The sequence below is a fragment of the Cognatiyoonia sp. IB215182 genome (genome assembly GCF_033963905.1).
Classification (GTDB): domain Bacteria; phylum Pseudomonadota; class Alphaproteobacteria; order Rhodobacterales; family Rhodobacteraceae; genus Yoonia.
The window spans coordinates 222,400-246,279 of sequence record NZ_JAXBMB010000006.1; the positions used below are offsets into that span (position 1 = coordinate 222,400).

Genomic DNA, 23,880 nt, shown 5'->3' on the forward strand with positions numbered 1-23,880 from the left:
TCATGAACTCCAATCTTGCCACGACTGCAGAGACGGCCATCGACAAGGATTGGTGGCGCGGGGCGGTGATCTATCAGATCTATCCGCGCAGCTTCCAGGACAGCAATGGTGACGGGGTGGGCGATCTGCTCGGCATCGTGCAGCGGCTGCCTTACATCGCCTCGCTTGGGGTCGATGCGATCTGGATATCGCCCTTTTTCATGTCGCCGATGAAGGATTTCGGCTACGACGTCAGCGATTACTGCGATGTCGATCCAATGTTCGGCTCGCTTGCTGATTTCGATGCGGTGGTCGAAACGGCCCACCGGCTGGGCATTCGGGTGATGATCGATCTGGTGCTGAGCCATACCAGCGACCAGCATCTGTGGTTCGCCGAAAGCCGCGCGAACCGCACCAACGACAAAGCCAATTGGTATGTCTGGGCGGACCCAAAGCCCGATGGCACGCCGCCCAACAACTGGCTGTCAATCTTTGGCGGCTCAGCTTGGCAATGGGACGCGCGGCGCGAGCAATACTATCTGCACAATTTCCTTGTCTCGCAGCCGGACCTGAATTTCCACGAGCCTGCCGTGCAGGATGCGCTTTTGGATGTAGCGCGCTTCTGGCTGAACCGGGGTTGCGACGGGTTCCGCCTTGATACGATCAATTTCTACATGCATGACGCCGCGTTGCGCGATAATCCGGCCTTGCCGCCAGAGCGCCGGAACGCGACCATCGCGCCGTCGGTGAACCCCTACAATCACCAGGAGCACCTCTACGACAAGAACCACCCCGAAAATACGAAGTTCCTTGCTCGGCTGCGGGCTGTGATGGAACCTTACGGTGCCGCCGCTGTGGGTGAGGTAGGGGATGCCCAATTGGGGCTGGAGATCATGGGCGAATACACGGCCGGCGATGATCTGGTACAGATGTGCTATGCATTCGAGTTTCTGGCCAAGGATCAACCCACCGCCGCCCGGATCGTGCACGTGATGAACCGGGTTGATGAGGTCGCCGCCGAAGGCTGGGCCTGTTGGGCGTTTTCCAACCATGACGTGATCCGCCATGCAAGCCGCTGGGATCTGCCGCCCGCTGCCCAACGCATGTTTGCCACATTGATCATGTGCCTGCGCGGCTCGGTCTGCATTTATCAGGGCGAGGAACTCGGCCTGCCAGAGGCCGATGTCGCCTTTGAAGACTTGCAGGACCCATACGGCATCGAATTCTGGCCTGAATTCAAGGGCCGTGACGGCTGTCGCACCCCAATGGTGTGGGAGCCGAGCAACCAGAATGGCGGGTTTTCAGCGGCCAAACCCTGGCTGCCTGTCGCCTCCGAACACCTGCATTTGTCGGTCGCGGCGCAAGAGGATGAGCCGGGCGCGCTTTTGCACCATTATCGCAAGGCCATCGCCTTTCGCCACACACATCCGGCGGTCAGCATCGGTGCCCATGATGGCGTGAAGGCCAAAGGCGATGTCGTCTACTTCACGCGGACCGAAGGCAATCAGACGATTTTCTGCGCCTTCAATGTCAGTGAAACACCATCGGATTTCGATCTGCCCGCAGGGAGTTGGACGCCCATTGGCGCCGAACTGGGCAGCGCACATACATCTGCAGACGGGAGACTGCATCTTGGGCCGTGGCAGGTTTGCCTCGCGCTCAGGTCATGAATATCAGGGGAGTGAGACATGGCTGATCTGAAACTAACGGACGTCGCCAAGACCTATGGCGGCACGGTTGATGTCCTGAAAAACATCAATCTGGACATCAAACAGGGTGAGCTGATTGTCTTTGTCGGGCCGTCCGGTTGCGGGAAATCGACATTGCTCCGAATGATTGCAGGGCTGGAGAAGATCACCGGCGGGACGTTGGAGATCGATGGGGATTTGGTCAACGACGTGCCCCCGGCACAGCGCGGCATCGCGATGGTGTTCCAGTCTTATGCGCTTTATCCGCATATGACTGTCCGTGACAACATGTCCTTCGCGCTGAAACTCGCCAAGAAATCCCAGGCAGAGATTGATGAAGCTGTCAGCAAGGCCGCTAGGATTTTGCAATTGGATCAGTATCTTGACCGCCTGCCCAAGGCGCTCTCGGGCGGGCAGCGACAGCGTGTGGCCATTGGCCGGTCCATCGTGCGGGATCCCAAGGTTTACCTTTTCGACGAACCGCTCTCAAACCTCGATGCGGCCTTGCGTGTTGCGACCCGGATCGAGATCGCGCAGCTGAAAGAGTCGATGCCTGAAAGCACGATGATCTACGTGACGCACGATCAGGTCGAGGCGATGACTTTGGCGAGCCGTATCGTGGTGCTTGCGAATAAAGGCATCGCACAGGTGGGCACCCCGCTGGAGCTTTATGAGCGGCCGGAGAATGAATTCGTCGCACAGTTCATCGGCTCCCCGGCGATGAACCTTTTGGGCGGTGAAATTGTCGAGACAGGTGAACAGACGACGGTGAAGCTGGAAGGCGGCGCCGTGGCGCATTCCGCCGTGCCGACGCAAGCCTCCGATAAGGGACTGAAGGTCAATATCGGGGTCCGGCCCGAGGATATGATCCTGACAGAAAGTGACGACTATCTGTTCTCGGACAAGGTCAGCATCGTGGAAGCATTGGGTGAAGTGACGCAGATCTACTTTGAACCGCCCAGCAGCGATCACGACACCGACACGGTGATTGCAAAGCTGGCAGGGATCCATCGGGATATCCGGGGCAAGACCCTGAAATTCACCGCAGACCCCGCCAAGGTGCAGATCTTCCACAACGGGCATTCACTGTACTATCGCTGAAGCCCGATGCAGGTTCCTGAAAACACGCTCAAAACCGCTCTGAAGAGCGGCAGGGTACAGCATGGTCTCTGGCTCACCTCCGGCTCTGCTGTCCTGGCCGAGATTGCGGGGCAGGCGGGTTTTGACTGGTGCCTGATTGACGGCGAACACGGTCCAAACACCCTGACCGAGATGCTGCCGCAATTGCAGGCACTGGCACTGACCGGGACACCGGCGGTTGTCCGGATCGCCAATGCGGATGTCTGGATGGTCAAGCAGGTGCTCGATTTGGGGTGCCAGACAGTGCTTGTCCCAATGGTCGATGATGCGGCCAAAGCGGAAGAGATGGCGCGGGCAATGCGATATCCGCCGGACGGCATCCGTGGCATGGGGGCCGTCCTGGCGCGAGCATCCGGGTTCGGGTCGATTACCGATTATCCGCATGCGGCGAATGCGCAGATGTGCTTGCTGGTACAGGCAGAAAGCGCGCAGGCGGTCGAGAATATCGATGCGATTGCGGCGGTCGACGGTGTTGACGGGGTGTTTGTTGGTCCCGCTGACCTGTCCGCCGATATGGGATATCCCGGTCAGCCCGATCATCCAGAGGTCGAAAAGGCGATTGATCACCTGATTGCGCGTACTAATGCGGCAGGCAAAATCGCTGGTATCATCACCTTTGATGAGAGCCGCTTTGCGGAATATGCCCGGAAAGGCGTGACATTCTTAGGTGTTGGTGGCGATCTGGCGCTTCTGAACGGCGCTTTGCGCGGTTTGGCCGGACGGGTTTCATAGCAGATTCCTTGATAAGGAATTTGGGCAGATATTTCCAAAAAGTCTGGTTACGCGCGCCGCCTGCGCCCGCGCCGTTCGCGTCCTTCGCCTTCCTTGGCAGGCGCACGGTTGAACTTGATCCATTCGCTGCCGCCTTCATCGTTATTCGTCAGATAGTTGGCTGCGCGAATGGCCTCCATCTCGCTGCCCGCGCGCGCTTTGGTCGAGCCCATGCCGAACAGCGTCACGAATGTCTCGTCGTCCATCTCATCAGGAAGGATCACACCCGCAGCGGCGATTTCGGCTTTCTTCTCGGCTATCTTCTTGGGGCCTATCGGTAAGGCGATTGGGTTCATGATCGCGCTTGTCATCCCCGCAGTCATCGCCATGGGAAGGAAAGCATTGTTGATCCCGTGACGGTTCGGCAGGCCAAAGCTGATATTCGACGCGCCGCATGTTGTGTTCACGCCTAACTCCTCCCGTAGGCGCCGGACGAGGGTAAAGACCTGCTGACCTGCAGTGTCCATCGCGCCGATTGGCATCACCAGTGGATCGACCACAATGTCATGCGCCGGGATGCCGAAATCCGCTGCGCGCTCCACGATCTTCTTCGCTACGGCAAAGCGTACGTCGGGGTCTTCGCTGATGCCGGTATCGTCGTTCGAGATTGCAACCACCGGCACGTTGTATTTCTTCACCAGCGGCAGAACCAGTTCAAGCCGCTCTTCCTCACCCGTCACGGAGTTGAGCAGCGGTCGCCCTTCGGCAGCTTCAAGCCCGTTTTCCAGTGCGCCGGGGACCGAACTGTCGATGCAGAGCGGGATATCGGTGACGGCTTGCACCCGTTCAACCATTTCCTTCATCAAGGGCGGCTCAACAAAGTTGTTGTCCGCATAGCGCGGGTCTTCGGCCATCTTGTTCGAAAAGACCGCACCGGAATTGATATCAAGCACATTGGCGCCGGCCGCAACTTGCGCCAAAGCATCGGCCTCAACCCGGCTAAAATCACCCTGTTCAAGCTCGGCGGCAAGGATCTTGCGGCCTGTGGGGTTGATCCGTTCGCCGATCACGCAAAATGGTTCATCGAATCCGATGATCGCGGTCTTGGTTTTGGATTCGACAATGGTGCGTGTCATATAGGGGGCTTTCAGGTTTGCGAGGCTGGAACGGCGGAAGCACCGCCATTGGCGATGGCCCAATTGGCGTTGGTCTTGATCCCGCCGAGCGGGAAGAAGTGCACATTAGTGATGTTGAAGTCGGGTTGTGCGGCTTTGTGCGCGGCGAGCGCCGTGATTACGTCGTTCGGCTCATAAGGTAGCAGTAGTTTTGAAACATCCATCGCCCGCCTCTGCAGTACCTTCAGCGACGGGCCAACGCCGCAGGCAATGGCAAATTTGATCAGCGTTTGCAGCTTTGCGGGCCCAGCAATGCCGATATGGACCGGGATTGTGATACCCGCCGTGCGCAGCGCATCGGCCCAGGCGATCAGCGGCTCTGGATCAAAGGCAAATTGCGTCACGATGGCCATGTCGGCATCGGTGCTGTCGGCAAAGGCCTGTTTCCAGCGCAATGCGGCCATCACATTCGTGTCGCTGCCGTCTCTATCGATGTCCTTGTTGCCTTCCGGGTGGCCTGCGACGTGCAAACGTTTGAACCCGGACTGATCGAAAAGTCCGGTTTCCAGAAGCTGCATGGAGCTGTCGAAATCACCATGCGGCTTGGCCACACCACCGGCCAAAAGCAGTGCCTGCTCAACGCCAGCCTCACCCTGATATTGTGCAATCCACTCGGCTAGGGTCGCCTTGTCCTTGATGATGCGTGCGGGAAAATGCGGCATCACCTGATAGCCGTCGGCCGCAAGCCGTTTGGCAGTGGCGACCATATCCGCAATCGGCGTGCCCTCGATATGCGCGATGTAGACGCGGGTGCCTTCGGGCAGGAGATCGCGAAAGTTGTCCACTTTCTCGGCCGTGCGCGGCATCACCTCAATGGAGTAATCCTGCAAGAACGCCTCGACTTCCGGGTTGACCGTTGTGTCGGCGTCCTTGGCTTTGCGGAATGAGAGTAGTGACATAAAGGCCTCCGTCAGGCGGGCAGGGAATGGGGTGGGCGGCTTCAAGCCCAGCCATCATTTGCAATCAGGGTCTTGATCCGGTCCGGGTCATACTCGCTATCAAGTCGGATCACTGTCGTCTCAGCCGCCTCGGTTTCCGTACCGTCAACTGCGATGGCGTCCGCCTTGCGAAACCCGGCCATGTAATCATCGGACTCAGCGGCGCCGGATTTCATTGCCGCCCGGTCGATTGCCTGTTCAAACCGTTCAGGCAGGGGGCGTTTCGTGCCGCGACGGCCGCGCCCGACGATCACCTGCGCCGGGATGTCGCGCCAATATACGATTGTGACTTCGGGCATCTGATTCCCCTCGCGCTTTGTAGCGTCCGTTCTAACACTGATATGTGCCGCATTATGCCGGTTTTCGACATCGCAGATGCGATCCGCGACGGGCCGTTGCTATCCGATCTTACAGGCCAGCGGCTATAGGCTGCGGGCCGCAAAATCTTCATGTCATATATGTGGGGATTTCAAATCCGCTTGCACAAGGCTTGTGCGTCGGCGCTTGGCAGCCTAGCTTAGGGTTAACTTGAAATGGAGGGCGTAAAGATGGCGCCCAAGCGTCCCAAAGGTGCGGGCGCGTTTCCCAAAGCGGTTGAGACCCTCGCGCCAACCTCGCCCGATCCGGCGCAGCTTTATGCGGCACTGGATCTGGGCACAAACAGCTGTCGGATGTTGATTGCCCAACCGAAGGGCAGTCAATTTCATGTCGTGGACAGCTTCTCAAAATCCGTACAACTTGGCCATGGCCTTGAAAGTACCGGTAAATTGTCGCGTGCGTCTATGAACCGGACAATCTCGGCGATGCGAATTTGCCGAGAAAAGCTGAAGCGTCACAAGGTGAAACGCATGCGTCTCGTCGCCACCGAAGCTTGTCGGCGCGCACTGAACGGCGATAACTTCGTCGCGCAGGTTCGCCGCGAGACGGGGCTGGAGCTCGAGATCATCAAGCCTGAGGAAGAGGCGCGGCTTGCCGTGATTTCCTGCGCCCCTCTGGTGAGCGTCAATACCGAGCAATTGTTGGTCGTGGATATCGGCGGTGGTTCGACCGAACTTGTCTGGATTGATCTGACCAATGTCCCGAAACGCGAGCGTCCGCGCGCGATCATGCGGCTGCATGCGGGGTTCAAGTCAGACCCGGGGCCGTTTGCCGCCGCCAAGGTGGTGGACTGGATTTCGGTGCCCTTGGGCGTGGCCACCTTGCGCGATCAGTTTTCAGATGTGGAAGATGATGCGGCGCGCTTTGCTCTGATGAGCTGGTTTTTTGAAGAGAACCTTGAGGAATTCTCGCCGTATGCCGCCGAACAGGCACGCGAAGGCTTTCAGATCATTGGCACCAGCGGGACGGTGACAACTGTTGCTGCCAGCTTCCTCGGACTCAAACGCTACGACCGGACCAAGGTGGACGGTCTGCGGATGACGTCTGATCAGATTGACACCGTCATTCGCGACTATCTGGCGCTGGGTCCTGCGGGCCGCCGAAATGACCCAAGGATTGGCAAGGACCGACAGGCGCTGATCATGTCAGGTTCGGCGATTCTGCAAGCACTCATGCGGCTTTGGCCCACGGATCGTCTTTCGGTGGCGGATCGTGGGCTGCGGGAAGGGCTGCTTTACGCCCAGATGTCTGCCGATGGCGTGCTGGAAGACACGCCGTTCTAGGGGGCGAGGATGGCGCGAAAGTCGAAAAACACTTCTGGTCGCGGTCAGCGCGATCTGACCGTAAAGGTCCGTACCGCGCGGGGGCGCAAGCTGAGCTCGACCAAGTGGCTGCAGCGGCAGTTGAACGACCCTTATGTGAAGCGCGCCAAAGCTGATGGGTACCGGGGCAGGGCGGCTTACAAGATCCTGGAGCTTGATGACAAATACCGGTTTCTGGTTCCCGGTGCGCGGGTTGTTGATCTGGGTTGCGCGCCGGGCGGCTGGTGTCAGGTCGCTGTCAAACGTGTAAACGCCTTGGGCGACCGCACGAGCAAGGCGCAGGGTTTCGTCCTTGGCATTGACCTGCAAGAGGTGGAGCCCATTCCGGGTGCTGAGCTCTATCAGCTTGATTTCATGGAAGATGATGCCGACGCGAAAGTGCGCGACTGGATCGGCGGGACCGCAGATGTGGTGATGTCCGACATGGCAGCGGCGTCTTCGGGACACAAACAAACCGACCACCTGCGCATTATCGCACTTTGCGAGGCGGCTGCTTACTTCGCCTTTGATGTTTTGACCGAAGGCGGCACCTTTGTTGCCAAAGTCCTGGCTGGTGGCGCGGAAGGGGAGTTGCAGAAACTGCTGAAACAGCGGTTCGCTAAAGTCGCCAATGTGAAACCACCGGCGTCTCGTTCAGATAGTTCAGAGAAGTTTGTCGTGGCGACTGGTTTCAAGGGCCAGTCGGAATAGGCGCACAGCAAATACCGTTCAGGCCAGACTTTCAAAGATTGCGTCCAGGACCTCAAGGTGCGCATTCGGGTCATCACCGTCTGAGATTGCGAGAGCCGCGCGATCAAACAATGCCGACAATTGCACGGTCAATGCCTGAACGGGTAATGTCTTCATCTGACCTGCTTGCATCGCGCCCTCCAAACCAAGACGCAGTGCGTCCGCAGACGTGTCACGGTCAATCCGGTCAAGTTCGGCCCGGCCCAGCACGGCAGGGCCGTCGAGCAGCATGATCCGCACGCGCCCGCGATCCTCCATCGCCTTCAAAAAGCCCCGGCTGCCTTGCCGCAAGGCATCGACGGCATCCGTTGGATCCGCCTTTGCGAAAGACGTGATTTCTTCGGCTACCTTCTGGTATTCCTCGGTCACGATAGCGCGAAACAGGTCGAGCTTGTCGCTGAAATGGTGGTAAAGCGCGCCTCGTGTCACGCCCGCCGCCTTGACGACCTCTGGCGTTGAGGTTTCTGCGTAGCCTTTCTCAGAAAACAGATGCCTTGCGGCCTTTAGAAGTGCGGATCGTGTTGCGTCCGTCCTGGCCTTGTTTGATCGCGTTTGATTTTCTTGTTGCATACATGCAGCCTGTATGTTTATGAATTAGATACATGCAGAATGTATGTAGCCAGAAGGGAGAAGCAAGATGAAATCGACTCAGTACTACCCCGTGATCCAGACAGACGATGTGGCAGCCACCAAGGCCTTCTATGTCGACCACTTCCGCTTCAATGTGAGCTTTGATGCCGATTGGTACTGCCACTTGCAGTCAAGCGAGGATCCGAAGGTGAACATCGCTATTCTGAAGGGCGACCATGAAACCATCCCGGAAGAGGGACGTGGCACGGTCAATGGCCTGATCCTGAACTTCGAGGTTGAAGATGTTGATGCCGAGTTTACGCGCCTGAAAGATGCCGGGTTACCAATGCTGAAAACACTTGCTGATGAAGCTTTTGGTCAGCGCCACTTCATTACGCGGGATCCAAACGGTGTCTTGATTGACGTGATCAAACCCATCCCACCTGTCGGTACATTTGCGGATCAGTATACGCCGGAAGCGCTTGCCGTTCTGTAAAAACACTCTGGCGAGGTCCGTTTTCTGCAATCCGGGGCTCGCCTTTCGCACATCAAAGTGGATGCAGGGAAGCTACGGCAAGTGCTGCACCATTCTCCAGCTAGACCAACGCGATCTTTGTGCCCCAATCGGAACATCGATTGATCAAAGCCTCTGATGGCACACGATCAGTCACAAAATGGTCCATCTGTGCAAGCGATGCGATCTTGACGGGGGCTTTGCGTGTGAACTTGGTGGTGTCGGCGACCAGCACCGTCGCGCGGGCTGCTTTGATGACTTGTTGACTGACGCGCACCTCTTCGGGATCAAAATCCAGAAGGTCGCCGCCCAAATCAATAGCTGATGCGCCGATAACCGCGAAATCCACCTTGAAACGATCGATTGCAAGCGCTGCCAGATCACCAACCAGGCCACCGTCTGACCGCCGCAAGCTACCGCCGGCTACGACCACATCGCAGGTTGGGTTGCCCGCAAGGATATTGGCGACATTCAGGTTGTTTGTTACCACCATCAGGTTGCGATGGGCGTGGAGCGCCTGCGCCACTGCCTCTGTTGTTGTCCCGATGTTGAGAAACAATGAGGCGTTATCAGGGATCAGTTGTGCTGCACGGCGGGCGATGCGAGTCTTGGCTTCACGGTTTGAGTTCCGCCTGTCGCCATAGCCGATATTGCGCACGCCCGAGGGCAAGACCGCGCCGCCATGGACGCGCTCTAAAACACCCGTTGCGCAAAGCTTGCGCAGGTCCCGCCGGACCGTTTGCACGGCCACACCAAGCTCTTCCGCGAGCATGGTGGCCAGTACCTTGCCCTCTGCCTGAGCAAGTTCGCGGATCTGCTGATGACGCTCTGGCATGTCCATGTGTTCGTTTTAAGATCAATACGAACCAGCAGTAAAGAAAATTGAAGCAAAATAAATGTACTGGCGCACTCGTTTTAGGTTCGCTTGTTCATGTCCGAACATGCTGAGCCAAAAGGCTTGCAGTGACTCAGCTATCGCATATGACGCCGATAAACCTGAGGGGATATCCATGAAGACGGATTTTGATGTTTTTGTCATTGGCGGTGGCATCAATGGCTGCGGGATCGCGCGGGATGCGGCGGGCAGGGGGCTGAAGGTCGGGCTGGCTGAGATGAATGATCTGGCGTGGGCCACCTCTTCTGCCTCCACAAAACTCTTTCATGGCGGCTTGCGCTATCTTGAGTTTTTCGAGTTTGGCCTCGTGCGCAAAGCGCTCATCGAACGCGAGGTGCTGTTGCGCAACATGCCCCACATCTCATGGCCGATGCGGTTTGTGCTGCCCTATCACCCCGACATGCGGTTTGAGAGTGACACGCCCACCTCAAAGCTTCTGACCAAGGTGATGCCTTGGATGAAAGGCCGCAGGCCGGCCTGGTTGATCCGTTTGGGTCTGTTTCTTTACGATAATCTGGGCGGGCGGCAGATCTTGCCGGGGACCTGGACGGTTGATCTGACGACAAAACCGGTGGGCAAGCCGCTGAAGAACAAGTTCCGCCGCGCCTATGAGTATTCTGACTGCTGGATCGAGGACTCGCGACTTGTCGTCCTCAACGCCCGCGATGCAGAGGAACGGGGTGCCAAGATCATGACCCGCACCAAGGTGGTCAGTGCAACACGCGCCGGTGATCATTGGGAGATCGTGACAGAGGCAGCCGATGAACAGACGACCTATACGGCCCGTGCGCTGGTTAATGCGGGCGGCCCGTGGGTGGAAAACGTGGTGCGTGAGGTTGCCCGACTCAACACCTCTGAAAGCGTGCGTCTGGTGCGGGGCAGTCACATCGTGACCAAGAAGCTTTTCGATCACGACAAAAGCTACTTCTTTCAGGGCGAGGACGGGCGGATCATCTTTGCCATTCCGTATGAGACGGATTTCACGCTCATCGGGACGACTGATGCCGAGCATGAGGACTTGCAGGAAAAACCCATCGCGACCGAGGAAGAGCAGGATTATCTTTGCGCCTTCGCCTCGCAATATTTCGACAAACCGGTCACCCGCGATGATGTGGTCTGGACCTATTCCGGCGTGCGCCCGCTTTATGACGATGGCGCGAAATCAGCGACGGCGGCGACACGCGACTACGTGCTGTCGCTTGATGACAACGGGGCGCCGCTGCTGAACATCTTTGGCGGCAAGATCACGACCTACCGCAAGCTCGCGGAAAACGCGCTGAAGAAGCTGACACCTCTGATTGGGGGCGACGCGCCGTGGACGGATCGCGCGCCGCTGCCGGGTGGCGATTTTCCTGTCAGCCAGCGCGACCGTCTGGTCCGCGATCTGCAAGCGGCTTACCCCTTTCTGACTGAGGCTTGGGCGCTGCGCTTGATCAAGGGTTACGGCACAGACGCTCTCAACATTCTCGGCACAGCCAAGTCCGCCGCTGATCTGGGCACGGATTTCGGCGCAACGCTGACGGAAGCTGAGGTGACATGGCTGATGAAGAAAGAATATGCACGAACTGCAGAAGACATCGTCTGGCGGCGCTCCAAACTTGGCCTGCGTCTTACCACCGATCAGATCGCGGCCCTTGACGCGCATATGGGGGCTTGAAACAAAAGCAAAAAAACGGGGGGAGACATGACGCATATTCTGGCCATCGATCAGGGCACCACATCCAGCCGCGCAATCATCTTTGATGAAAAGATGCAGGTGAGGGCCATCGCGCAGGAGGAGTTCACCCAGCATTTTCCGCAATCGGGCTGGGTGGAGCATGACCCGTCTGATATCTGGTCCTCGGTCGCAGCCACGTGCCGGGGGGCGTTGGAAAAGGCCGGGATCACCGCCGCAGATGTGGCCGCGATCGGCATCACCAATCAGCGCGAAACCACGCTGGTCTGGGACAGGAACACAGGCGAGCCGATCCACAACGCTATTGTCTGGCAAGACCGGCGCACGGCACCTTTCTGCGAGGAATTGCGCAAGGAAGGGTTTGAGGCGACGATCACCAAGAAAACCGGACTGCTGGCCGACCCGTATTTTTCAGGCACCAAGGTCAACTACATCCTGAACACCGTCGATGGCGCCCGCGCGCGGGCAGAGGCCGGCGATCTGCTCTTCGGCACCGTCGATTGCTATCTGATCTGGAAGTTGACCGGGGGCAATGTGCATGCAACCGATGCCACCAACGCCGCCCGCACGATGCTTTATGACATCCGCAAGGGGCAGTGGAGCAGCACGATCTGCGAGCGTTTTGGCATCCCAATGTCCATGCTGCCCGAGGTACTTGACTGCGCCGCCGATTTTGGCACCACACGCGCCGATCTCTTCGGTGAGGAAATCCCAATTCTGGGTGTTGCGGGCGATCAGCAGGCGGCCACCATCGGTCAAGCGTGTTTTCAGCCGGGCATGTTGAAATCGACCTATGGCACGGGGTGTTTTGCGCTGCTTAATACGGGCGACACGCTAGTCGAGAGCCAGAAACGCCTGCTTGGCACCATCGCCTATCAGTTCGACGGCAAGCCGACCTACGCGCTGGAAGGGTCGATCTTTATCGCCGGTGCCGTGGTCCAGTGGCTGCGTGACGGTCTGAAAATCATCCGAGAGGCCAGCGAAACGCAGCCCTTGGCCGAGAAAGCGGATCAGGGGCAGGAACTCTACATGGTGCCCGCCTTCACCGGCCTCGGCGCACCTTATTGGGACGCACAGGCGCGTGGCGCCATCTACGGTCTGACCCGCAATTCCGGCCCGGCCGAATTCGCCCGCGCGGCCCTCGAAAGCGTCGGTTTCCAGACCCGCGACCTGCTGGAGGCGATGAAAAGCGACTGGCAAAGCTCTGATACCGATGGCGTTTTGCGGGTTGACGGGGGAATGAGCGCCTCTGACTGGTCGATGCAATTCCTCTCCGACATTATCGGCGCACCGGTGGACCGGCCCAAGGTGCTGGAGACGACCGCACTGGGGGCGGCGTGGCTGGCGGGGATGAAGGCGGGGGTCTATCCCGATCAGGAAGGATTCGCCGCGAACTGGGCGCTGGACCGGCGGTTTGAGCCGCAGATGGATGAGACGACGCGCAAGCAGCGCTATACAGGGTGGCAGGACGCGGTGCAACGGACGCTGACTTGACAGAAGGAAGTTCCCTGTGCGCAGAAAGCTAGCTTCCACTTCCGCCTCAATTCGCCCTTCTTCAGGGACTCAATACCCATAAGTGTCTATCGATGCACAGTTTTACATTCGATACCAACTGCCTAATCGATCTTGACGAAAAGCGACCTGCGTCCCAATTCGTATGGGAACTAATAGACGCTCATAGACAAGGCATAGTTTCGGTAGCATTTGTTTCCGTCAGTGCATCAGAGCGTCAAAAGGGTGACTACTACTTGCCGAGTTATCAAGATTTTGTAGATAGACTCGAAACGCTAGGGGTTCAGGACATCCCCCAGATTATGGGCATGTTCTACTGGGGTCTCAGTTATTGGGGCCAATGCATTTACGGTGACAAACTTGGTATAGCGCGAGAGCTGGCCCTTCATAAAGCTCTGTTTCCTAAAATCCCCTTCTACTTCGCTGAATACGCCAAAAAGACTGGATTGAGTGAAGGAGATACACAGAAGAAAGAAGCCAAAAAATGGCGGAATGCTTGGTGTGATCGGCAAATGGTTTGGGCTCATGATTACCACAAGCGTGACGTGTTTGTTTCAAGCGATGGAAACTTTAAGTCGCTCGCGAAGTATCAGGAATTTCGAAACGTCATCGTTAGCACACCCGAGGAGGCCACACAGCTGCTTTAAAGTGCAGTAAATGGCTCCCGAGATTCTAAACACGCGTATTCACTGCCGCCCCAACTCCCAAACCTCAAATTCTGCTGCGCGTTTGTCGCGCAGTTTTGCTTCGACGGCTGGTGACAAATCCAAATCCATCTTCGGTGACACGTTCTTCTGTTTCAGCGTAATCGTCACATCCAATCGATCCTCCAGATAGCCGATCACCTTGTCCCATTGCTCGTACTGGAACAGGTGCTGCGCGCCGATCTCGCCGTCATTGATCCGCAGGAACTTGTTTTGCGATCCGACATTAGCAAACGGGGCGGGGGAGCCCTTGCAGTATTCAAGGCAGAACTCATCAAAGCTAACATCGCGCGTGGAGTTCTCGTGGCCGATCAGGTCGGGGCGCGTGCGGTAGCGATACCAGCTGCCGAGCCAGTCAATCGGGTTGCGGACGACCGCCATCAGCTCCGGTTTCTGTCCGCCCGCCTGCACGAAAAACGGTTTCAGGAATCGTTTATAGCGATAGCAGGGCGCGTGTTTGAGGTGTGGCGGATCGCGCAGAACCATGGAGGCGCGGGGGGCCAAAGCGCCCTCAAGCGCCGTTGAGCCCGTTTTCGGCACGGCCAAAAGGACAAGATTTTCCTTCCAGAAAACAAGCATTTATGGCGTGTCCTTCGTCTTTGTCTGTCCAGCATGGCGTCGATAAACCAATCTTTAACCAGTTTTGCCCGAAGGTGAATGTGGAAAATTTGTGTTGCAATGTTCTTGTTTTGATCTCATTAAGGTTTGAGAACACAATGAGAACAAAGCAGTGATTGCCGCCCGACGGGCTGCATGAAATAAGGACAGGAAAGATGGCAACGGCAGAACTCCTCAAAATGGATAACAAGAAGACTGCGGATAAGGAGAAGGCGCTGGAATCGGCGCTGGCGCAGATTGAGCGGCAATTCGGCAAAGGCTCGATCATGAAGCTGGGGCAGAACAACCCCAATGCCGACATTGAGGCGACATCGACCGGCTCGCTGGGTCTGGATATCGCGCTTGGGATTGGCGGGCTGCCCAAAGGCCGGATTATCGAGATTTACGGGCCGGAATCCTCCGGTAAGACGACGCTGACGCTGCACGCGATTGCCGAAGAGCAGAAAAAGGGCGGTGTTTGCGCCTTTGTCGATGCCGAACACGCGCTGGACCCGGCCTATGCAAAGAAGCTGGGTGTGAATCTGGATGAGTTGCTGATTTCTCAGCCTGATACGGGTGAGCAGGCGCTTGAGATTGTGGATACGCTGGTGCGGTCCGGTGCTGTGAACATGGTGATCGTCGACTCGGTTGCGGCGCTGACCCCGAAATCCGAGCTTGAAGGTGATATGGGCGACAGCAGTGTCGGTGTGCATGCCCGCCTGATGAGCCAGGCGATGCGCAAGCTGACCGGCTCCATTAACCGTTCGGGCTGTATGGTGATTTTCATCAACCAAATCCGGATGAAGATCGGCGTCATGTTTGGCTCGCCAGAGACAACGACGGGCGGGAATGCATTGAAATTCTATGCCTCCGTCCGCCTTGATATCCGTCGTATTGGCGCGCTGAAGGATCGCGACGAGGTTGTGGGGAACGCAACCCGTGTGAAAGTGGTCAAGAACAAGGTGGCGCCGCCCTTCAAGCAGGTCGAATTCGACATCATGTATGGCGAAGGCATCTCGAAGATGGGTGAATTGCTGGACCTTGGCGTGAAGGCCGGGGTGGTCGAAAAGTCCGGTGCTTGGTTCTCCTATGGAGATGAGCGGATCGGGCAGGGGCGCGAGAATTCGAAGCTGTTCCTGAAGGAAAACCCCTCCGTCGCGCTGGAGATTGAGGACAAGATCCGCGCGGCCCACGGGCTCGATTTTGATCTGCCCGAAGGCAGCCATGATGACGGCGATGACGATCTGGTCGAAGTCTGAAAAGACCTCTTAGGCGGCCGCAGAAACGCCCACATCACCACATGGCAAGAGAATGAATGGGAAAGGGTGTCGCAATCGCGGCACCCTTTTTTGTCAGGCGCTGTGGACAGCACCCTGACCCGGGGCTATTTCTCGCATCCAGTAAAAAACAACGCATCGAAAGCCTGCCATGACCAGCCTTGCTGACATCCGATCGACCTTTCTGTCCTACTTTGAAGAGCAGGGTCATGCGGTTGTGGCCTCCAGCCCGCTGGTGCCGCGCAACGACCCAACGCTGATGTTCGCCAATTCAGGGATGGTGCAATTCAAGAACCTGTTCACCGGGGTTGAGACGCGCGACTACAAGCGTGCCACGACGAGCCAAAAATGCGTGCGCGCCGGTGGCAAGCACAATGACCTCGACAATGTGGGTTACACGGCTCGGCATCACACGTTTTTCGAAATGCTGGGGAATTTCAGCTTTGGGGATTACTTCAAGGCGGATGCGATTCCCTTCGCCTGGGAACTCCTGACTAAAGACTTCGACATTGATGCCTCGCGTCTGCTGACGACGGTTTATCATACCGACGACGAAGCCTTTGATCTGTGGAGGAAAATCGGCCTACCCGAAGACCGGATCATTCGCATTGCGACGGATGACAATTTCTGGCGCATGGGACCAACGGGGCCTTGCGGACCGTGCACCGAGATTTTCTATGATCACGGCGATCATATCTGGGGCGGTCCTCCGGGATCAGCCGAGGAAGACGGTGACCGGTTCATCGAAATCTGGAACCTCGTGTTCATGCAGGACGAGCAGTTCGAAGATGGCTCGATGACGCCACTCCCGATGCAGTCGATTGATACGGGCATGGGACTGGAGCGGATTGGCGCGCTTTTGCAAGGCAAACACGACAATTACGACACCGACCTGATGCGCGCCCTGATTGAGGCATCGGCGGATGTGACATCCACTGATCCTGATGGGGAGGGCAACACCCATCATCGGGTGATTGCTGACCATCTGCGCTCCACCTCTTTCCTGATCGCTGAGGGCGTGCTGCCTTCGAACGAGGGGCGCGGCTACGTCCTGCGACGGATTATGCGGCGTGCGATGCGGCATGCGCATCTTTTGGGCAGCAAGGACCCGGTGATGCATCGGCTCGTCCCTGCGCTCGTGCAGAAGATGGGTGCGGCTTACCCAGAGCTTGGGCAGGGGCAGAAGCTGATCGAAGAGACGCTTTTGAACGAAGAGCTGCGGTTCAAGCAGACGCTCGACCGGGGTTTGAAACTGCTTGAAGATGAACTGTCCGGCCTGCCTGAAGATGCGGCTTTGCCGGGTGAAGCGGCGTTCAAACTTTATGACACCTATGGTTTCCCTCTCGACCTGACGCAGGATGCGTTGCGCGAGAAGGGGCGCGCAGTGGATACCGATGGTTTTGACGCAGCGATGGCCACGCAGAAGGCCAAGGCGCGCGCCGCATGGTCCGGCACGGGCGAGGCTGCGGATAGTGCTATCTGGTTTGATGTCGCGGATACCAGCGGCAGCACGGATTTTCTGGGCTATGACACGTTAGAGGCTGAGGGTCAGATCGTCGCTTTGGTCGTGGATGGTGCGTTGACGGACGAGGCTGCGGCTGACGTGCAGATTGTTCTGAACCAGACGCCGTTTTATGCCGAGGCGGGCGGTCAGGTCGGCGATGCAGGTATCCTGACGACCGAAACCGGGACCGCTGAGATCACGGACACCAAGAAGATCGCCGATGTCTACGTGCATTTCGCCAAGGTCACACAAGGGACGCTCAGCAAAGGACAGGGGGCTGCTTTGCGGGTCGATCCGCAGCGGCGCAGTCAGATTCAGGCGAACCATTCTGCGACGCACCTGTTGAACGAAGCGTTGCGCGAAACCCTCGGCGATCATGTGGTGCAGCGCGGGTCGCTGAATGCGCCGGACCGGCTGCGGTTTGATTTCAGCCATAACAAGGCGGTTTCGCTGGAAGAGCTTGAACAGATCGAGCGCGACGTGAATGCGGTCATCCGTCAGAATGGCACCGTCGAGACGCGGATCATGACGCCGGATGATGCGCGCGCGATGGGCGCACAGGCGCTTTTTGGCGAAAAGTATGGTGATGAGGTGCGTGTCGTCTCAATGGGACACAAGGCCGGCTCCGGCAAGGGCACGGATGGTCATACATATTCGCTTGAGCTTTGCGGTGGCACCCATGTCAAACAACTGGGTGAAATTGGCACCTTTGTGACCCTAGGTGATAGCGCTTCCAGTGCGGGGGTACGCCGGATCGAGGCGCTGACCGGGCAGGCGGCGCTCGATTATCTGCGCCAACAAGATCACCGGTTGGCACAAGCGGCTCTGGCGCTCAAGGCGCCTGCCGCAGAAGTCGCTGACCGGGTGAAGGCGCTTCTCGACGAACGGAAGTCACTCGCCAATGAGGTTGCGCAGCTACGTCGCGAGATGGCGATGGGCGGCGGCGCGAAGACAGCTGCACCGTCTGAGGTCATCAATGGCGTCGCTTTCCAGGCGCAGGTCCTCAGCGGCGTGACCGGCAAGGACCTGCCATCGCTCATTGACGAGATCAAGGCGCAGATGGGCAGCGGGGCTGTGATGCTGATCGCCGATACGGGCGGCAAGGCGGCAGTGGCGGTCGGCGTGACGGACGATATGACGGGCCGGGTATCGGCGGTTGATATTCTGCGCGCGGCGACCCCGGAACTAGGCGGAGAGGGCGGTGGTGGCCGTCCGGATATGGCGCAGGGTGGCGGAGCGTCCGCGGAAAATGCCGAAGGCGCTTTCGCCGCGGCGAAGAGAGTATTGGAGGAATTGTCATGAGCGCTCTCTGGATTGCCCATGTGAAGGTCACGGACGAAGCGGCCTATGGCGAATATGCCAAACGGGCGACCGGCGCGATTGCCGATCATGGCGGCGTCTTTCTGGCGCGCGGCGGGGCCTATGAGCAGTTGGAAGGGCCCGACCGGCCCCGCAACGTCGTCGCGCGTTTTCCCAGCCTGCAGGCGGCGCATGATTGCTACTATTCGGATGCCTATCAGGAGGCGCTGAGTTTTGCCAAAGGCGCCAGCCAGCGCGAGTTGAGCATCGTCGAAGAACTTGCGTGAAAGGCCAACTGGCCGAGATGATGGCGCGGCACGCGGTGCCGGGGCGGCTCGAATGGATTGGTGTGCGGGCCGAGCGTCATGCGCCCGTCGACATCGTTGAGACGGTAGAACTGATCGAAACGGGCCTCGTTGGCGATCACGCGCGTGCAGGCAAACGGGCCGTGACCCTGATCCAGGCTGAACATCTACCGGTCATCGCTGCGTTGTCCGGACATGCGCATATCGCACCTGAACAGTTACGACGCAATCTGGTCGTGTCCGGGCTGAACCTTCTTGCGATCCGCAAAGGACCTCTGCGGATCGGCGAAGCGATCATTGATCTACAAGGCCCATGCCCGCCCTGTTCGCGGATGGAAACGGAACTGGGACCGGGCGGCTATAATGCCATGCGCGGACATGGCGGTTGGTATGCATCGGTGATCAGGCCAGGACGGATCAGCAGCGGCGCTGTCGTTAAGCCCGTGTAGCCAGACTTTCGCAGAAAGTCTGTTGCCAAAGTTTCAATGAAACTTTGCCTAGCTCGCCCTCGCTTGCCGCTTGCGTTCATGCGGGTCCAGATGACGTTTGCGCAAGCGCACGGCGTTCGGCGTGACCTCGACCAGTTCGTCATTGTCAATATAGGCAATCGCCTGTTCCAGTGACATGACCGTTGGCGGGGTGAGCCGCACCGCCTCATCACTGCCGGATGCGCGGATATTGGTGAGCTTTTTGCCTTTCAGCGGGTTCACTTCAAGATCGTTTTCGCGGCTATGTTCACCGATGATCATACCGGTATAGACGGCCTCTTGTGCGCCGATGAACATCTTGCCACGCTCTTCGAGGTTCCAAAGTGCAAAGGCCACGGAAGTGCCGTTTTCCATCGAAATCAGCACACCTTGCCGGCGCCCCTCAATCTTCCCCTTGTAAGGTGTCATTCCGTGGAAGAGCCGGTTCAGCACGCCGGAGCCGCGCGTATCCGTCAGAAACTCGCCATGATAGCCGATCAACCCGCGTGATGGTACATGCGCGATGATGCGTGTTTTGCCCGCACCGGCAGGCTTCATTTCAACCAGATCGCCCTTGCGCGGACCGGTCAGTTTTTCGACGACGACGCCAGTATATTCGTCGTCCACATCAATGGTGACCTCTTCGACGGGTTCCATCCGCTCGCCGCCTTCTTCGGTGAAAATCACCTGCGGGCGCGAGATTGAGAGCTCAAACCCTTCCCGGCGCATGTTTTCGATCAGCACACCCATCTGCAATTCGCCACGGCCCGACACTTCAAAGGCGTCGCCACCGGGCGTGTCTGCGATCTTGATTGCGACATTGACCTCAGCCTCTTTCAACAGGCGTTCCCGGATAACGCGGGATTGCACCTTTTTGCCGTCACGACCGGCCAGCGGGCTGTCATTGATGCCAAATGTGACTGTGATTGTCGGCGGGTCGATCGGTTGGGCAGGGATCGGTGTGTCGATACTGACATCACACAACGTGTCCGCAACCGTCGCCTTCGTCATGCCAGCGATAGTGACGATGTCGCCCGCCTCGGCCAGATCGATGGGTTGCTGTGCCAGTCCACGGAAAGCGAGCACCTTCGAGACGCGGAATTGTTCGATCTTGTCGCCCTCGCGCGACAGGGCCTTGACCGTATCGCCAGCCTTCAGCGTGCCTGCCTCAACCCGGCCCGTCAGAATGCGCCCGATGAAGGGATCTGCAGAGAGAGTCGTCGCGAGCATCTGGAACGGTTCATCCTTGCGCGCGATTTGGGCAGGCGTCGGCACATGATCGACGATCAGATCAAAGAGCGCATCGAGGTTCTCGCGCGGACCATCAAGCTCCGCATCACACCAGCCTGATCGGCCAGAGGCATACATCGCCGGGAAATCCAGTTGCTCATCCGTCGCATCCAACGCGGCGAAGAGGTCAAAGACCGCGTCAATGGCCTTGTCTGGCTCACCATCCGGCTTGTCGACCTTGTTGACGACAACGATGGGGCGCAGACCCAAAGCGAGCGCCTTTGACGTCACGAATTTCGTCTGCGGCATCGGACCTTCGGCGGCATCGACAAGCAGGACAACGCCATCCACCATCGACAGAATCCGCTCCACTTCGCCGCCGAAATCGGCGTGGCCGGGCGTGTCGACGATATTGATCCGCGTTCCCTTCCACTCGACAGATGTGCATTTGGCCAGGATCGTGATGCCGCGTTCACGTTCAATATCGTTGCTGTCCATCGCGCGTTCGGTAACGGCCTCATTGTCGCGGAAAACGCCGGACTGTTTGAGGAGTTCATCAACCAGCGTCGTCTTGCCGTGGTCAACATGCGCGATGATCGCGATATTGCGGATATCCATTGCCTGCAGCCTTTTGGGTAAGTTGCGGCGCGGATAGCGTGCAATTGCAGCAAAGGCCAGCCCCTAAAGCGGGTCAGTGAATATGAGTATTCACCCGCCATCACGGACAAGCAAGAAATCACCAGTTAAGCGTCTCCTATTATCGTCATGTCAACATTTGGCCCTAAAGCTGCAATACCCAGGCCGACGACGATGAAGATATAGGAAGTTTAGATGAAAACCTTCTTGTTAAGGTCCGCCTTTGTTCTGACAGGTTTGCTCGCGCTTGCGGCCTGCGGAGGCGGAGGTGGCAGTTCCTCCGATGATGGCGGAGGCGGCGGCACGACGCCCGGCACGAATGGTTTGGACTTCGGTGCAAACGGGCAAGATCTGTCCGATGCCGAAGGTACAGCCGTGACCATGCGCTCTGCGAGTTTCCAGGCTGGAAGTGGCCCCAGCATTGAAGATGCGACAATCACTTTGGACGCTGGCTTCTTTAATGGTGGCACGGCCAATATTGACGGTCGTATTGAGATTTTTGGGCAAAGCGTCGACATCACAAACGGGGCAGGGACGCTGCCGACGGGTGAAAACGTGGTGGTCATTTTTGAACCCGGTCGCGCCGGCACATATGCCGCTGCTCTGGAAGTCCAGGTGTCAGCAGGTACAGGGACGATTAATGGCGAGCAGGCCTATGTTTTTGGGTTTGAGACAAACCCCTCTCAAATAGCTGCTCGGACAAGCGGCCGTGCAACCTATAGTGGCGATTTCCAGGCCTTCGGGTCAATTGATGGATCATCGAATACCCAAACCGAATATGAAGGGCAGATCACGATCGTGGTCGACTTTACTGGTTCAGGAAATGCTGACGTGGACCTGGACGGCACATTGAACGGAGCGACGAATGTGGACCTGTCCGCGGACAACCTGCCGATTTCGGGGAACGGGTTTACGGGGTCGCTCGCATGCGCCGCTGGATGCTCTGGCGGAGGATCGTCAATTGACGCAACCTTCTATGGTCCTGATGCCGTCGAGGTTGGCGGTGTGCTCGATATCGATGTCAGCGTGAGCGGTGATGATTTTGATGGCGTCGGCACATTCGTAATTGATCAAGGGCCATAAAGGCCGCCGCGTGCTGCGCCGATCAAAACACCTTTTTTGAACTTGCCCTACATCGCGGCGTTCAAGTTTTCGTCGATCTTTTCGAGAAAACCTTCGGTAGTGAGCCAGCCCTGGTCTGGCCCCACGAGCAGGGCGAGATCCTTGGTCATAAAGCCGCTTTCCACCGTGTCCACGATCACCTTTTCTAGGGTCTCGGCAAAGGCTTGGAGTTGTGCGTTGTCATCAAGCTTGGCGCGATGCTTCAGCCCGCCGGTCCAAGCGAAGATGGACGCTATGGAGTTCGTCGATGTCGCCTGACCTGCCTGATGCTGGCGGTAGTGGCGGGTGACGGTGCCGTGTGCGGCCTCTGCCTCCACAATCTTGCCATCGGGGGTCATCAGCTGCGACGTCATCAGCCCCAAGGAGCCAAAGCCCTGCGCGACAGTGTCTGACTGGACGTCGCCGTCATAATTCTTGCAGGCCCAGACAAACTTGCCGGACCATTTCATGGCCGAGGCGACCATGTCGTCGATCAGGCGATGCTGGTACTCGATCCCCAATTCATCGAATTTCTCTTTGAATTCCTCTTCAAATATCTGCTCAAACAGGTCCTTGAACCGCCCGTCATAGGCCTTCAGGATCGTGTTCTTCGTCGACAGATAAACCGGCCAACCCAGGTTCAGGCCGTAATTGAAGGAAGCACGGGCGAAATCAATGATGGAGGCATCAAGGTTATACATGCCCATCGCGACACCCGCAGACGGGCTGTCAAAGACCTCTTTTTCGATGATCGTGCCGTCTTCGCCTTCGAACTTCATGGTCAGTTTGCCGGGACCGGGCATCAGAAAGTCGGTCGCCTTGTATTGATCCCCAAAGGCATGGCGGCCAATGACAATCGGGTCGGTCCACCCCGGAACCAGCCGTGGCACATTCTTGCAGATGATGGGCGCGCGGAACACGACGCCACCAAGGATGTTGCGGATTGTCCCATTGGGAGAGCGCCACATCTTCTTGAGGCAAAACTCTTCGACCCGCGCCTCATCCGGCGTAATCGTCGCGCATTTGACGCCCACACCGACTTCCTTGATCTTTTCGGCGGCATCGATGGTGATCTGGTCGTTCGTCTCGTCACGGACCTCCATGGCGAGGTCGTAATAGAGCAGATCAATGTCGAGGTAGGGCAGGATCAGCTTTTGCTTGATGAAATCCCACATGATGCGGGTCATTTCGTCCCCGTCGAGTTCAACAATGGGGTTTTCGACCTTGATCTTTGACATATCCGCGCTCCGCACTCGCTGGTGATCCTTTTGCTGCAATAGCGTAAAGGAATGCGTACGAAAAGTCTTCTGTATGCATTTGTATACGAAAAAGGGAGGTGGTAGGCCCGGCAGGACTTGAACCCGCAACCAAAGCGTTATGAGCGCTCTGCTCTAACCAATTGAGCTACAGGCCCTCCGGCACTTGGCGTAGTCAGAAGCTGCAGGGTGGTCAAGCCAGAATATGCATGCGGTCGGGGCTGCAAATCCTTGTTCCCTTTGCCACAGCGATGCGGTAACGACCGGCGCAAATCTGA

At 57.7% G+C, this 23,880-nt stretch carries 22 protein-coding genes and 1 tRNA gene; 14 read left to right on the top strand and 9 right to left on the bottom strand.

Features of this window, described 5'->3' with window-relative positions; genetic code table 11:
* The first annotated feature begins 2 nt into the window (after positions 1 to 2).
* The 3 genes from SLH47_RS13960 to SLH47_RS13970 are packed head-to-tail and all read left to right on the top strand — an operon-like array spanning position 3 to position 3,539.
* Positions 3 to 1,649 (top strand): alpha-glucosidase, encoded by a 1,647-nt coding sequence (locus SLH47_RS13960; RefSeq protein ID WP_320240167.1) that lies wholly within the window; start codon positions 3 to 5, stop codon positions 1,647 to 1,649.
* Between the two features lie 18 nt (positions 1,650 to 1,667).
* Positions 1,668 to 2,768 (top strand): sn-glycerol-3-phosphate ABC transporter ATP-binding protein UgpC, encoded by a 1,101-nt coding sequence (locus tag SLH47_RS13965; protein ID WP_320240168.1) that lies wholly within the window; start codon positions 1,668 to 1,670, stop codon positions 2,766 to 2,768.
* Positions 2,769 to 2,774: 6 nt separating this feature from the next.
* Positions 2,775 to 3,539 (top strand): HpcH/HpaI aldolase/citrate lyase family protein, encoded by a 765-nt coding sequence (locus SLH47_RS13970; protein ID WP_320240169.1) that lies wholly within the window; start codon positions 2,775 to 2,777, stop codon positions 3,537 to 3,539.
* A 47-nt stretch (positions 3,540 to 3,586) separates the two neighbouring features.
* Here the strand turns inward: SLH47_RS13970 and SLH47_RS13975 are convergent, their stop codons facing one another.
* The 3 genes from SLH47_RS13975 to SLH47_RS13985 are packed head-to-tail and all read right to left on the bottom strand — an operon-like array spanning position 3,587 to position 5,930.
* Entirely contained in the window at positions 3,587 to 4,654 is a 1,068-nt protein-coding gene (locus SLH47_RS13975) for a methyltetrahydrofolate cobalamin methyltransferase (RefSeq protein WP_320240170.1), read from the bottom strand.
* Positions 4,655 to 4,665: 11 nt separating this feature from the next.
* On the bottom strand, positions 4,666 to 5,592 hold the full coding sequence (locus SLH47_RS13980) for a methylenetetrahydrofolate reductase (RefSeq protein ID WP_320240171.1): 927 nt from the start codon (positions 5,590 to 5,592) through the stop codon (positions 4,666 to 4,668).
* Positions 5,593 to 5,633: 41 nt separating this feature from the next.
* A complete protein-coding gene (locus SLH47_RS13985) occupies positions 5,634 to 5,930 on the bottom strand; it encodes a virulence factor (protein WP_320240172.1) in 297 nt (98 codons plus the stop codon).
* Between the two features lie 249 nt (positions 5,931 to 6,179).
* Here SLH47_RS13985 and SLH47_RS13990 point away from each other — a divergent pair, with 249 nt between their 5' ends.
* Together SLH47_RS13990 and SLH47_RS13995 are read left to right on the top strand one after the other, a co-directional pair.
* Complete coding sequence (locus SLH47_RS13990; RefSeq protein ID WP_320240173.1) at positions 6,180 to 7,292, top strand: Ppx/GppA phosphatase family protein; 1,113 nt, start codon at positions 6,180 to 6,182, stop codon at positions 7,290 to 7,292.
* 9 nt (positions 7,293 to 7,301) lie between these two features.
* Complete coding sequence (locus SLH47_RS13995) at positions 7,302 to 8,021, top strand: RlmE family RNA methyltransferase (RefSeq protein WP_320240174.1); 720 nt, start codon at positions 7,302 to 7,304, stop codon at positions 8,019 to 8,021.
* A gap of 18 nt (positions 8,022 to 8,039) precedes the next feature.
* Here the strand turns inward: SLH47_RS13995 and SLH47_RS14000 are convergent, their stop codons facing one another.
* The gene (locus SLH47_RS14000) at positions 8,040 to 8,630 is read right to left on the bottom strand and encodes a TetR/AcrR family transcriptional regulator (RefSeq protein WP_320240175.1); all 591 of its coding nucleotides are present in this window, start codon (positions 8,628 to 8,630) and stop codon (positions 8,040 to 8,042) included.
* A gap of 67 nt (positions 8,631 to 8,697) precedes the next feature.
* On the opposite strand from SLH47_RS14000, the gene SLH47_RS14005 reads away from it, so the two are divergent.
* A complete protein-coding gene (locus tag SLH47_RS14005; protein ID WP_320240176.1) occupies positions 8,698 to 9,126 on the top strand; it encodes a VOC family protein in 429 nt (142 codons plus the stop codon).
* Between the two features lie 100 nt (positions 9,127 to 9,226).
* Here the strand turns inward: SLH47_RS14005 and SLH47_RS14010 are convergent, their stop codons facing one another.
* Positions 9,227 to 9,985, bottom strand: coding sequence for a DeoR/GlpR family DNA-binding transcription regulator (locus SLH47_RS14010; protein WP_320240177.1), 759 nt, complete (start codon positions 9,983 to 9,985; stop codon positions 9,227 to 9,229).
* Between the two features lie 169 nt (positions 9,986 to 10,154).
* On the opposite strand from SLH47_RS14010, the gene glpD reads away from it, so the two are divergent.
* From glpD to SLH47_RS14025, 3 genes are all read left to right on the top strand, one after another.
* Complete coding sequence (glpD, locus tag SLH47_RS14015; protein ID WP_320240178.1) at positions 10,155 to 11,696, top strand: glycerol-3-phosphate dehydrogenase; 1,542 nt, start codon at positions 10,155 to 10,157, stop codon at positions 11,694 to 11,696.
* 27 nt (positions 11,697 to 11,723) lie between these two features.
* Positions 11,724 to 13,208: a glycerol kinase GlpK gene (glpK, locus tag SLH47_RS14020; protein ID WP_320240179.1), complete on the top strand. Its 1,485-nt coding sequence runs from the start codon at positions 11,724 to 11,726 to the stop codon at positions 13,206 to 13,208.
* Between the two features lie 92 nt (positions 13,209 to 13,300).
* A complete protein-coding gene (locus tag SLH47_RS14025) occupies positions 13,301 to 13,873 on the top strand; it encodes a hypothetical protein (RefSeq protein ID WP_320240180.1) in 573 nt (190 codons plus the stop codon).
* Between the two features lie 39 nt (positions 13,874 to 13,912).
* Here the strand turns inward: SLH47_RS14025 and SLH47_RS14030 are convergent, their stop codons facing one another.
* Positions 13,913 to 14,509 carry a gamma-glutamyl kinase gene (locus tag SLH47_RS14030; RefSeq protein ID WP_320240181.1) on the bottom strand — a complete coding sequence of 199 codons (597 nt, stop codon included), beginning with the start codon at positions 14,507 to 14,509 and terminating at the stop codon, positions 13,913 to 13,915.
* Between the two features lie 194 nt (positions 14,510 to 14,703).
* Here SLH47_RS14030 and recA point away from each other — a divergent pair, with 194 nt between their 5' ends.
* The 4 genes from recA to SLH47_RS14050 all read left to right on the top strand — a co-directional run bounded on the left by recA (position 14,704) and on the right by SLH47_RS14050 (position 19,361).
* Positions 14,704 to 15,786 (top strand): recombinase RecA, encoded by a 1,083-nt coding sequence (gene recA, locus SLH47_RS14035; protein ID WP_320240182.1) that lies wholly within the window; start codon positions 14,704 to 14,706, stop codon positions 15,784 to 15,786.
* A 169-nt stretch (positions 15,787 to 15,955) separates the two neighbouring features.
* Positions 15,956 to 18,610: an alanine--tRNA ligase gene (alaS, locus tag SLH47_RS14040; protein WP_320240183.1), complete on the top strand. Its 2,655-nt coding sequence runs from the start codon at positions 15,956 to 15,958 to the stop codon at positions 18,608 to 18,610.
* The gene (locus SLH47_RS14045) at positions 18,607 to 18,894 is read left to right on the top strand and encodes a DUF1330 domain-containing protein (RefSeq protein ID WP_320240184.1); all 288 of its coding nucleotides are present in this window, start codon (positions 18,607 to 18,609) and stop codon (positions 18,892 to 18,894) included. Before alaS ends, SLH47_RS14045 begins: the two co-directional genes overlap by 4 nt.
* A complete protein-coding gene (locus tag SLH47_RS14050; RefSeq protein WP_413785646.1) occupies positions 18,891 to 19,361 on the top strand; it encodes an MOSC domain-containing protein in 471 nt (156 codons plus the stop codon). The genes SLH47_RS14045 and SLH47_RS14050 overlap by 4 nt, the downstream gene beginning before the upstream one ends.
* A gap of 48 nt (positions 19,362 to 19,409) precedes the next feature.
* Here SLH47_RS14050 and typA read toward each other — a convergent pair whose 3' ends face one another.
* Positions 19,410 to 21,227, bottom strand: a complete 1,818-nt coding sequence (gene typA / locus SLH47_RS14055) for a translational GTPase TypA (RefSeq protein WP_320240185.1) — start codon at positions 21,225 to 21,227, stop codon at positions 19,410 to 19,412.
* Between the two features lie 213 nt (positions 21,228 to 21,440).
* Here typA and SLH47_RS14060 point away from each other — a divergent pair, with 213 nt between their 5' ends.
* Positions 21,441 to 22,328 carry a transferrin-binding protein-like solute binding protein gene (locus SLH47_RS14060; protein WP_320240186.1) on the top strand — a complete coding sequence of 296 codons (888 nt, stop codon included), beginning with the start codon at positions 21,441 to 21,443 and terminating at the stop codon, positions 22,326 to 22,328.
* Positions 22,329 to 22,375: 47 nt separating this feature from the next.
* Here SLH47_RS14060 and SLH47_RS14065 read toward each other — a convergent pair whose 3' ends face one another.
* Positions 22,376 to 23,584, bottom strand: a complete 1,209-nt coding sequence (locus tag SLH47_RS14065; RefSeq protein WP_320240187.1) for an NADP-dependent isocitrate dehydrogenase — start codon at positions 23,582 to 23,584, stop codon at positions 22,376 to 22,378.
* Between the two features lie 99 nt (positions 23,585 to 23,683).
* Positions 23,684 to 23,760: transfer RNA gene (locus SLH47_RS14070), tRNA-Ile, on the bottom strand.
* Positions 23,761 to 23,880: the final 120 nt, after the last annotated feature.